The following is a 9,692-nucleotide window of genomic DNA, read 5'->3' on the forward strand; positions in this document are numbered from 1 at the left end:
TCACAGCATGACCGAGATCATTGACCAGCCGCCAGCCGTCGACCTCACCAAACCCGCACCCGAGACGGCCACCGAGCAGCCCGTAGACCCGCCACGGCCACGCCGCCGGATCCGCATCGACTCACTGCGCCGCGTGTTCGTCGACACCCGCCAGCACCCCGCCTACCGGTTCACCGTCCGCCACGGCGCCTACCTGTGGGGCGGAACCCGCGTCCTCACCCGCCGGGCGTGGGAGTCCCGCACCGCGTCCCTGCACCACCGGATGATCCGTATCGCTGAGGCGTCCGGGAACGAGGAGCTGGTGCGCCAGTGGGAGCAGCGGGCCCACGTCTACCGGTTCACCCGGCATCGCCGCCGCACCGAGCTGCTGCAGATGGCGCTCACCCTGCCCAAAGCCCTCGCGTCCGCGCTCGCGTCCGGCGCCGGCCTGCTGCTCGCCCTCGGTGTCCTGCTCGCCTGGTATCAGCACGACGTGCGCCAGGTGCTGGCTCCGCTGAACGCGGCCGTCGAGTTCGTCGGCTGGGTGGCGTTCCTGGCGTCGGTCGTCTTCGAGCCGCTGCTGTACTCCCTGCCCGTGCTGGCCCTGCTCGGGGTGTGGGCCGTCGGGCGTAAGCAGCGCACCGCCCCCACGTGGGCCCTGCCCGCAGACACGGCAGATCTTGACGTTCTCCCTGATGAGAACGCCATCATGCGGGCCCTGGGTAAGCTGGGTATCGCCCCGCTGAACGCGGCTATCAAGGAGGGATGGCAGCCGCGTTGGGTGCAGCCCACCACGCGGCTCGGCAACGGCTATCACACCCAGCTGCAGATGCCCTTGGGCGTCACCGTTGAGATGGTCAACGCGAAGAAGAACGTCCTGGCCCACAACCTGATGCGCAAGCCGGTCGAGACGTGGCCGACGGAGCCGCCGAACATGCCCGGTGTCCTCGACCTGTGGGTTGCCGACCAGGGTTCCCTGAACGGGCCGGTGCCGCCGTGGCCGCTGCTGCACGAGGGCAGCGTCGACTACTTCAAGGGCGTACCGGTCGCCCTCAGCCAGCGCGGCGACCCCGTCATCGGCAAGCTGATGGCGTCCAACTGGATCGTCGGCGGCATCATGGGCTCGGGTAAGACGTCCATCGTCGTCACGCTGCTGCTCGGCGCGATCCTCGACCCGATCGTCGAGGCCGAGGTGTACGTGATGGCGACGAACATCGACTACGACCCGCTCAAGCCGCGGCTGAAGACCCTGGTGAAGGGCGATGACAAGGAGCAGCTGAAAGCGGCCCTCGACCGGCTGCGGACTCTGGTCCAGGAGGTCACGGAGCGCGGCAAGCTCCTCGAGGAGCTCGGCGGCGAGTCGCCGAAGCTGACCCGTGAACTGGCTTTGAAAGACCCGCGGATGCGGCCCCGCGTCGTCGTCTTCGACGAGTGCCACGAGTTGTTCATGGACAAGGACTACGGGAAAGAGGCCGCTGAGCTGGCCATTCGCGTCATGAAGAAGGCGCGGAAGGTGGGCATCACCCTCATCTGGACGACGGTCTCCCCGACCGCCGACAGCCTGCCGCGGGACGTCACCCGCAACACCTCGCACCGGGTGGCGTTCGCGGTCGGCGACCAGGTCGCCAACGACGGTCTCCTCGGCTCCGGCCGGTACAAGGCCGGCGTGCGGGCGACCGAGCTGATCCCGGGCGTCGACATCGGCACCGCCGTGACGGTGGGCTTCACGTCCAAGCCGTTCGAGGTGATCCGGTCGTACTACGTGCAGCGGGACGCGGAGAAGGGCATCGACGAGGTGACGCCGGTCGTTGAGCGGGCCATGGCGCTGTACGAGGGCAGCGGGCCGACCGACGCGCCGGAGTTCGTCCCGGTCGACCACCTTGCGGACATCGCGGCCGTCCTCGGGCACGAGACGCGGATGCTCACCCTCGATGTGCTGCACGGTCTCAAGGACCGCAACCCGGTCGAGTACGGCAGCTGGTCGCCGCGGGATCTGAAGGCGGTCCTCGACGACGCGGGTCACGGAGACTACAAGACCGGCGGGAAGATGCACGTCTCTCTCGACCGGATTCTCGACGCGATCGCAGCCCGGGAGGAGGACGCCGGCGACGAGGGAGGCGACGAGGAGTAGGGGAGTTCTCCCCACCTGCCTCCCTGCCCTGCCTCCCTCGGCATGACCTGCGGAAACGACAGGTTAGGGAGGCAAGGGAGGCAGCGGCGGAGAGACGTCCAGACCCCCGGAATCTGGGTGCTGGACTCCCCTCCGCTGCCTCCCTCCCCGCACGGCCAGGCCCCCGGCCAGGCCCGCACTCCACTGGGCACGGTCCGGGGGCCTTCGTGCGTGTCAGTCGCGGTCTTCGGTGAGGGCCTTCTCGACGTCGTCCAGGTCGAGTCCGTAGCCGTTCTGGGTGTCGCCGGCCACGATCGCGTTCGTCGCGATGTCGGTGAGCATGTACGTCCCGTAGGTGAGCGCGCGGGGATCACGCGCCCGGGACTTCGTCAGCTGGAGCCCTTGCCGCTCGGCTGCCCGGCGGAGCCTGTTCTCCAGCACCTTGCGCTGCTGCTCGGTCATCTCGTTCAGGTTCATGGTCGCTTCTCCCGCACCGCTAGAGTGATGCTGGAAACTATACCGGAAGTGATGCTAGAAGGTATGCTAGAAGCGAAGCGGCGAGTGATCGAGAAGGAGAAGCCCATGACCGAGCAGCAGAACACCCGGACGGTACGCGTGCGCGTCGTCCACCGCGACGGCACAGACGGAGGCCGGCTCGTCCGCGAGTTTCACACGCGCCCGCCGATGACAATCGCCGAGCAGGTCGAACGTGAACAGCAGGACCAGGAAGGACGAACCGCATGACCGACCCCTATGAGGCCCTGGTCCATGACCTGATCGCCCGTACCGAGAAGGCGGTCGAGAACGTCGCCCATCTCGCCACGGACACCGACATCACGTTCCAGGTGAACGACATCGTCGATGCCGTCGAGCGCGACCTGCCCGCCGACTACCCCGCGCCGACCACCGGCTCCGCGACCCGCCGGGACATGATTGCCCGCATGGCACGGGACATCCTCAGCGGCGAGATGTACGAAGACGGCGAGTAGCTGGCGCCGGGAAGAACCCATCTGAGCTGCCTTCGGTCTCTGCCCGTGCGGGCGGCACGGATTCGCGGGGTTCAGGTTGAACCTCGCAAAGCTTCGGTCTCCGCCCGTGCGGGCGGCACCCTTCCCGACCAGCAGCGGCCCCCGCCCCGGGTTCTCGAGGGCGGGGGCCTTTCGCGTGCCCGGAGCCCCCGCATACGCTCCCGCGCATGGCTGACTTCCTTCAGGTATCCACCGCCACACCCACCCGCGAGCAGGCCGTCGAACTGGCCCGGACCGCCGTCGCCGAGCGGCTCGCCGCCGGGGCGCAGATCATCGGCCCCGTCACCTCCGCGTTCTGGCACGACGGAGAGTTCGGCACCGGCGAGGAGTGGCAGCTGCTGCTGAAGACCACCCGGGCCCGCTACCCGGAACTGGAGACCCACCTGTTGAAGCACCACCCCTGGCAGAACCCGGAGGTCTCGGCCGTCGCCATCGAAGCCGGATCGAAGGGCTGCCTCGACTGGATCACCGCGAACACCGCGCCCGCCGAGTAGTTCAGGCCTGGGCCCGCTCGAGGACGTCGGCGACCGCGGGCAGCGCCTGGTGCTCGCCGAGCCGCGCCAGGACCGGCGCCAGACGCTCCCGCGGCCGCACGGACGCCACCCCCGACGACAGGTCGAGCGCCCGCCCGGCAACGGTGGCGGCCTGCTCGACCTCCCCGGCCATCAGGTAGGAGTCGGCGAGCCACGACAGGTACAGGGCCTTGTCGCGGGCGTGCGCGTCCTCGTACCGGGCGAGCGCGGTCTCGAGGACGGGCACCGCGCGCAGCGGCCGGCGCAGCTCCGTCCAGCAGCGGCCGGTCATGATCTGCAGTTCGGTCTCATCAACCCACGCCGCCCAATCCGGCTGCGCCGCCGGCGCAGCCTCGCCGAGCGCGGCACGCGCGGTCTCCAGGGCACGCTCCGTCTCCTCGGCCTGCCCGGCGACCGCATGCGCCCACGCGAGCCGCTCGTACAGCAGCGCGCGCACCCCGGGCGCCGCGTCCCGGCCCGCGGTCGCGCACGACCGGGCCGCGGTCTGCACGGCGTCCTGCCGGTCCTGCCGGCCGCCCCGCAGCCCCTGGTAGGCGAGGAACGCGAGCGCGTTCCCGGCCAGGGCCGCATCCTCCGCGTCCACGGCCGCCGTACGGCTGGCCTCGTACAGGCCACGCGCCTCCGCATGCCGGCCGCTGTCGAACGCCGCCCAACCGGCCTGCTGCGCCTGCTCGGCGAGCACGGACAGCAGCCCGCGCCCCGTCTCCTCGCTGTACGTACGGTGGCGCAGCAGCGCCCTGGTGGCCTGGTACTCGCCGAGGTAGGTGCGGTAGGTGTCGCCGCCGCCGAGGACGTCGTCCAGGCGCCGCAGGCGGGCGGTGCGCTGCCGCAGCTTCTCGGGCAGGTCGCCGCCGACCCGGCCGCCCGTCGAAGGGCGGGAGAGTTCGGGGAGACCGACGGCGAGCCCGGCGGCTGCGGACGTCTTGAGGAACTCCCGGCGCGGCGCCGCAGACGGGCTCTCGGGCGGCTGCTCCCACGGTCTGGGGGCGAGGCCCACCATGTGCCCGGGCACGCGGAGGGCGTCGGCGATACGCACGATCTTCTCGAACGTGGTGACGTGGCCGCGGCCCCTGGCGAGGGCGCCGACGCGTTCGGGCTTGATGCCGCATTCGGCGGCGATGGCCGAGTAGCTGATGCCGGCCTCGGCGCGGGCGAGGAGGAACACCGTCCCGAAGTCGTGGGTGTGCAGGGCGGCTTGTATGTCCGGGCGCACGAGGAGGCTCTCGGGCAGTGCGGTGGGCGGTTGTCTGCCGGTCATGAGGTGCCTCACGGCGCTGTGACGAGGGCTGGTCTGAGGGGAGGGTACCCCCATGGTGGGTACCCCCCGGCGGGAAGTCAGAAGCCGTCCGCCCTCGCAGGGTTGGAGCGTTGAGACCCCGGCGAGGTGCTGGCCTCCCGGGGCGCGGCCAACGCTTCCGAGGAGCGCCGACATGGCAACTGATACCACCCATCCGCCGACAGCGGCAGAGCAGACCCTGTCCGTCGAGTGCGAACTCGCCGGACGCCCCGGGTACGAGGATCTGCACGGCACGTGCACCCAGCTCGCCGACGTGCCGATGCCCGGCGCCCCGGCCATCACCCTCGTGCGCCGCTGCCGCTGCGCCTGCCACCGCACGGCCGCCCGATGACCGCCCGGCCCGTGTGCCGGCACTGCGACGAGCCGATCGACGACCCGGCCGACGCCGTGTACCTCGGCCACGAGATGGGCAACAGCGGGCCCGGCTGGGACGTGTGGGCGCACCGCGCGCACGCCGACCTGGTCGGCCCGGACCCGGACGCGGTGCGGATCGTGGCGCGCGTCCTGCTCCACCGCGCTCTGCGCGCCTGAAACGCCCGTCCGCACACGTACCCCCGTGCCAGAGTGGGCGGACGGGCCCAAGACGCTCGCCTCGGCCAGCCGTTGGGAAGCGCGCCGGCCGAGGCGAGCACAAGCGGTCTTCCTCACCTCCCCGGGACGGAGGAAGGCCCGGCGCCTCCGGCGCACGCTGGAGGCGCCCCACACTGTCCGGCTGCAAGCCCGTCTCCCGGCGGAGAGACCCTTCCGCGCGCCTGCCCTTGCCGTGTCACAACACGGACACACCGCCCACGACGCATCCCCGGCCCGGCGCATGATGCCCTCTTCAGCACGTTCGTCCAGGGGGAACCATGCACACCCGAACCGCCGTTGCCGCCTGCGCGGCCCTTCTCACCGCCCCGCTCCTCACCGCCTGCAGCAGCAACACGGCCCCCGTCGCCGATCCGGCCGCCTGCAAAGCTGCCATGAGCAAGCGACTCAAGGACGGCATCGACGCTGGCAACAAGGCAACGCCCGGCACGCGACCGCCGCAGTGCCACGGCGTCGCCAGCAAAACAATCCAGAGGTTCGCCGGCGAACTCATCCGCGACCAGTTCCGGAAGATCGACACGTCGAACCTCACCCCGGACTGCCACGCATGGATCGTGAAGAAGCTGAAGGACCCCTCCGGCAGCATCGACGCCACGCCCGACTACAACCCCTGCGGCTACCTCACCGAGAAAGGGCTCGACAAGGCCATCGACGCCGTCCTCGGCGAACTGATGAACGCCACTCCCACACCGTGACAGCGGCCGCCGCCCCCGCCCTCGTAGGGTCGGTCTGGCCGTCGCAGGGCTGACGGCAGGCGTCGACTCACCGCTGGTAGGCGGGATACGTCCGCGGGGTGCGCATGCCGTATCCCAGGCCCCAAATCCGTAGCGCCGCTTCGCATTTCGCGACCCGGGGCGGCCACCCCTCCGTCATGGTCAGTTCCCCAGGGTCGCGGTGAGCCCGCCGCGGGTCTTGACTTCCTTACGGCCGGTGTCCACCCAGATCTGCCCGAACTCGTGCGGGCCGAAATGGACGTTCAGCACGATCGGCCCGACCTGACCAACCTGCCCGGCCGGCCCCGGCCCGTACGACGGCCCGCGGCGGGGCGTGTTCAGCATCGACGCCCAAGGCGCCGCCATCCGCTGCGAGTCCGGGTTCGACCACACCCGCGCCCCGGCAGGCAGATCCAGCAGCTCGGCGCCGTGCTCACCGACCCACGTCAGGTTGGAGCGGATCCCGCCCGACGCGGCGCCGATGATGCCGCCCGCCGCCCGCCCCTTGAACGCCCGCTCGATCATCTTCTCCATGGACCGGGTCAGCTTGTCCATGGACGCCTTCAGCCTGTCCTGGCTGTGTGTGAGGCTCTTGACGGTCTTCTCCTGCGCCTTGATCGCCGTACTGTAGAAGGCGTCCGCCGCCGTCTTGCCTGCCGCGCCTGCAGCATTCACCTGCTGGTAGCGAAGCTTGTTGAGGTCCTTGATCTGCGAGGCGGAGGCGCCCGCGAGGGCCTGCGCCGTCTCCAGGCCGCCGCCCTCCAGCCCGGCGGTGGCGATGTCCTGCAGGAGGCCCTTGTCGACGCCCCGCTTCTTCAGGGTGGCGAGCAGGCTGCTGAAGCCCTGTGCTTTCGCGGCGTCTCCGGCCATCTGCGACATGATCGTGTTGATCGTCGGATGCGTGGAACCACCGCCCGCGGACGCGGACTTGGTGATGTTCGCAGAGGACAGGATCCCCGACTTCACCGAGGAGGCGAGCTGGGAAGCCGCGTCCTTGAGGCTGTTGAGCTTGTCGCGCGCCTTGCTCAGCGAGGCTTCAACCTTCCCCAGCTGCTTGTCCCAGCTCAGGAGCCTGCGGCCGGAGGAGTCCAGGGCCCGCAGCAGGCTGTGCTCCTGCCTGCCATGGGTGGCCTTCTTGATGATGGTCCGCCACTGGTTCAACGCGTTCACCAGGTCGGAGAGGGAGCCGGGCTTGCTCAGCGCGGAGCCGAACTCGGAGTGCCGGTAGCCGGCCATGTGCCCGAAGTGGCTGATCGTCAGGTCCGACCAGGCATGCGAGCGGGCTGCCCGCTCCGACTTCGTGACGCTGCCGCCGCGGGCGTACTTCGGCAGCCGGTCGTCGTTGATGGCTTCCAGGAGAGCGTGGTGCTTCTGCGCCGGCCCCTTACGGACCACGAACTCGCCGCCCATGGCCATGATGGGCACATCGTCGTGGGTACCGGAGCCGCCGGTGATCACGCCGCCGCTCGCCTTGAACCGGGGGGCGTTCGTCGACTCGACGAACTTGCGGTAGACCGTGGTCACGTACGATGTCGCGTTCCTGCCGTCGAGGCTCCCCAGGAGCCGCGCCACGGACGTCAGCGTCCGCGTCGCGTGGTCCCGGGCGGTTGCGCTGACGGTCTTGTCCTTCAGTTCCCCCAGCTTGGCTTTCGCCGCGTTGACCTTGGCCTGCAGATCCGCGATGCGGGCCTTGAGTTCCGCCCGCTTCGACGCTGGGACCTTCCCGAGCTGGTCCTTCGCGGTTTTGATCTGCTCGTCCCAGTTCCGGATATCCAGCTTCAGCCGGTTGTGCTCGAGCCTGGGGACCGCCGAGGCCGCGAAGTGCGCCGCCGCGGCGTCCGCCTTGTCGAGCCCCCTGAGAGCGGAGTCTTTGAAGTCGTCGAAGCCCTTCGCGGCCGTCGCCAGCTTGGGGCCGATCCCCGGCACCCATTTGAACGCTGACGCCGCCCCATCGATGATCATTCCCAGGGACGACAGGACCGTCGATGCCATCAGGTGGAAGGCGCTGATCACGATGGGCATCGCGCGCATGGCTGACTCCGCCATGACGATGAAGACATCGCCCATCTGGCGTGCGGCTTCCAGCAGCGTGCCCTTGTTCCTGCGGATGACGTCGCGGAGTTCCTCGAAGGGGCCCACGATCTTCTTGGAGGCGCCGTGCGGGATGACCGCGTCGAAAATGGCGCCGGCCACGCCCTTGAACATCGAAGCGAACGGGGCCGCCACTTCCATCAGGGACTGGAAGCCCGCTCCGACTTCCTTGAGGAACGGGCGGAGGATTTTGAAGGCCACGCCCAGCGAGTCCAGTGCGGCGCCGCCCACGGTGCCGAGCGCCTTCAGCGCGTCCGTGGCGATGGGGCCGGCCACCTTGCCGAAGTCGTCGTTGAGGAACTTGACGAACTTCATCACGACAGGGATCAGCTTCAACCCGATTTTGATCATCAGGGAATCGAATTCCCCCTTCAGCTTCTTCATCTGGAACGCGAACGTCTTCTGCGTGTCCTTCCACGCCGAGCCGAACTTGTTCGCACCCTCCGTCAACGCGGGATACTTCGACTTCAGCCGGTCGAACTGCCCGACGAGGATGTTCAAGCCCGAGCCTGCCTTACGGCCGAACGCGTCCGTGATGATCTGGCCCTGCTCCTTGGAGGAGACGCCAGCCTTGTGCATGCGGTCGACGAGGTCCTCCAGCGCGAGCTTCAGGCCGCCCTTCTGCATGTCCTTCGCCAGGGTGTTCGTCTGCAGGCCGATGCTCTTCAGGGCGTCCGCGCCGCCGGCTGCGGGCCTCGCCAGTGCCTGAACGGCCATACGCAGGTCAGTGGCTGCTACCGCGCCCCGCTTGTTGTTGTCGCCGAACACGGCCAGCGCGGCGCCAACATCCTGAATGGACAGGCCGAAGCCCTTGACGGTGGCCAGCATGCCCGTGGAGAACGCGTTGGCGAGGTCCTGCATTTTCATGTCGCCGACGCCGACGGTGGCGTTGAGGACACCCATCGCCTGGTCGAAGTCCTTCACGCCCGGGATGCCGGACGCCACCGCCGCTGTCAGTGCGTTGGTGACGTCCACCAGGCCGGCGTGACCGACCGTGGCGCCCTTTGCGGCGGTCTCCGTCAGCTTCAGCGCCTTGCTGCTGCTGATGCCCATGGACTCGAAGTTCGACTCCACATGGAACAACGACTCGGCAAGGCTGTCGGGGCTCTGCGCGACCTTCCCCGCCAGGTCCAGGACGCCCTTCTTCAGCCCGGCCATCTTGTCCTGCGCCACGCCGGCCTGCGTGTGCAGCAGCGTCATCGACGCGTCGAACTTCGACGCCATCTTGATGGACTCGACGCCCATCGCAGCAAACCCGGCACCGGCGAGCAGCGCGGTCTTGTGGAACGCGGCCATCGCCTTGCTCGTCCCGTTGACCTGGGCGTTGACGCGGGCCATGGTGGGGCCGGCGAG

At 69.4% G+C, this 9,692-nt stretch carries 10 protein-coding genes; 7 read left to right on the forward strand and 3 right to left on the reverse strand.

What is annotated here, in order from left to right:
- The first annotated feature begins 7 nt into the window (after positions 1-7).
- Positions 8-2,110 carry a zonular occludens toxin domain-containing protein gene (locus ACJ9NR_RS19610; protein WP_412493868.1) on the forward strand — a complete coding sequence of 701 codons (2,103 nt, stop codon included), beginning with the start codon at positions 8-10 and terminating at the stop codon, positions 2,108-2,110.
- Positions 2,111-2,323: 213 nt separating this feature from the next.
- Here the strand turns inward: ACJ9NR_RS19610 and ACJ9NR_RS19615 are convergent, their stop codons facing one another.
- On the reverse strand, positions 2,324-2,566 hold the full coding sequence (locus ACJ9NR_RS19615; protein ID WP_412493869.1) for a hypothetical protein: 243 nt from the start codon (positions 2,564-2,566) through the stop codon (positions 2,324-2,326).
- A gap of 105 nt (positions 2,567-2,671) precedes the next feature.
- Between ACJ9NR_RS19615 and ACJ9NR_RS19620 the strand changes: the two genes are divergently transcribed.
- The 3 genes from ACJ9NR_RS19620 to cutA all read left to right on the forward strand — a co-directional run bounded on the left by ACJ9NR_RS19620 (position 2,672) and on the right by cutA (position 3,611).
- A complete protein-coding gene (locus tag ACJ9NR_RS19620) occupies positions 2,672-2,833 on the forward strand; it encodes a hypothetical protein (RefSeq protein WP_412493870.1) in 162 nt (53 codons plus the stop codon).
- Entirely contained in the window at positions 2,830-3,078 is a 249-nt protein-coding gene (locus tag ACJ9NR_RS19625; protein WP_412493871.1) for a hypothetical protein, read from the forward strand. The genes ACJ9NR_RS19620 and ACJ9NR_RS19625 overlap by 4 nt, the downstream gene beginning before the upstream one ends.
- Positions 3,079-3,284: 206 nt before the next feature.
- Positions 3,285-3,611 carry a divalent-cation tolerance protein CutA gene (gene cutA, locus ACJ9NR_RS19630; RefSeq protein WP_412493872.1) on the forward strand — a complete coding sequence of 109 codons (327 nt, stop codon included), beginning with the start codon at positions 3,285-3,287 and terminating at the stop codon, positions 3,609-3,611.
- Position 3,612: 1 nt separating this feature from the next.
- Here the strand turns inward: cutA and ACJ9NR_RS19635 are convergent, their stop codons facing one another.
- Positions 3,613-4,908 carry an NsdA family TPR-like regulatory protein gene (locus tag ACJ9NR_RS19635; RefSeq protein WP_412493873.1) on the reverse strand — a complete coding sequence of 432 codons (1,296 nt, stop codon included), beginning with the start codon at positions 4,906-4,908 and terminating at the stop codon, positions 3,613-3,615.
- A gap of 172 nt (positions 4,909-5,080) precedes the next feature.
- Here ACJ9NR_RS19635 and ACJ9NR_RS19640 point away from each other — a divergent pair, with 172 nt between their 5' ends.
- The 3 genes from ACJ9NR_RS19640 to ACJ9NR_RS19650 all read left to right on the forward strand — a co-directional run bounded on the left by ACJ9NR_RS19640 (position 5,081) and on the right by ACJ9NR_RS19650 (position 6,230).
- Positions 5,081-5,278: a hypothetical protein gene (locus tag ACJ9NR_RS19640; protein WP_412493874.1), complete on the forward strand. Its 198-nt coding sequence runs from the start codon at positions 5,081-5,083 to the stop codon at positions 5,276-5,278.
- Positions 5,275-5,478 (forward strand): hypothetical protein, encoded by a 204-nt coding sequence (locus ACJ9NR_RS19645; RefSeq protein ID WP_412493875.1) that lies wholly within the window; start codon positions 5,275-5,277, stop codon positions 5,476-5,478. Before ACJ9NR_RS19640 ends, ACJ9NR_RS19645 begins: the two co-directional genes overlap by 4 nt.
- Positions 5,479-5,795: 317 nt before the next feature.
- Entirely contained in the window at positions 5,796-6,230 is a 435-nt protein-coding gene (locus ACJ9NR_RS19650) for a hypothetical protein (RefSeq protein WP_412493876.1), read from the forward strand.
- Positions 6,231-6,410: 180 nt separating this feature from the next.
- Here the strand turns inward: ACJ9NR_RS19650 and ACJ9NR_RS19655 are convergent, their stop codons facing one another.
- Complete coding sequence (locus ACJ9NR_RS19655) at positions 6,411-9,677, reverse strand: phage tail tape measure protein (protein WP_412493877.1); 3,267 nt, start codon at positions 9,675-9,677, stop codon at positions 6,411-6,413.
- Between the last annotated feature and the right edge of the window lie 15 nt (positions 9,678-9,692).

The sequence above is a fragment of the Streptomyces sediminimaris genome (assembly GCF_047049295.1).
Taxonomy (GTDB): domain Bacteria; phylum Actinomycetota; class Actinomycetes; order Streptomycetales; family Streptomycetaceae; genus Streptomyces; species Streptomyces sediminimaris.

Coding starts and splice junctions, on each gene's coding strand:
- ACJ9NR_RS19610 (WP_412493868.1), top strand. CDS start 8: ATGACCGAGATCATTGACCAGCCGCCAGCCGTCGACCTCACCAAACCC.
- ACJ9NR_RS19615 (WP_412493869.1), bottom strand. CDS start 2,566: ATGAACCTGAACGAGATGACCGAGCAGCAGCGCAAGGTGCTGGAGAAC.
- ACJ9NR_RS19620 (WP_412493870.1), top strand. CDS start 2,672: ATGACCGAGCAGCAGAACACCCGGACGGTACGCGTGCGCGTCGTCCAC.
- ACJ9NR_RS19625 (WP_412493871.1), top strand. CDS start 2,830: ATGACCGACCCCTATGAGGCCCTGGTCCATGACCTGATCGCCCGTACC.
- cutA (WP_412493872.1), top strand. CDS start 3,285: ATGGCTGACTTCCTTCAGGTATCCACCGCCACACCCACCCGCGAGCAG.
- ACJ9NR_RS19635 (WP_412493873.1), bottom strand. CDS start 4,908: ATGACCGGCAGACAACCGCCCACCGCACTGCCCGAGAGCCTCCTCGTG.
- ACJ9NR_RS19640 (WP_412493874.1), top strand. CDS start 5,081: ATGGCAACTGATACCACCCATCCGCCGACAGCGGCAGAGCAGACCCTG.
- ACJ9NR_RS19645 (WP_412493875.1), top strand. CDS start 5,275: ATGACCGCCCGGCCCGTGTGCCGGCACTGCGACGAGCCGATCGACGAC.
- ACJ9NR_RS19650 (WP_412493876.1), top strand. CDS start 5,796: ATGCACACCCGAACCGCCGTTGCCGCCTGCGCGGCCCTTCTCACCGCC.
- ACJ9NR_RS19655 (WP_412493877.1), bottom strand. CDS start 9,677: ATGGCCCGCGTCAACGCCCAGGTCAACGGGACGAGCAAGGCGATGGCC.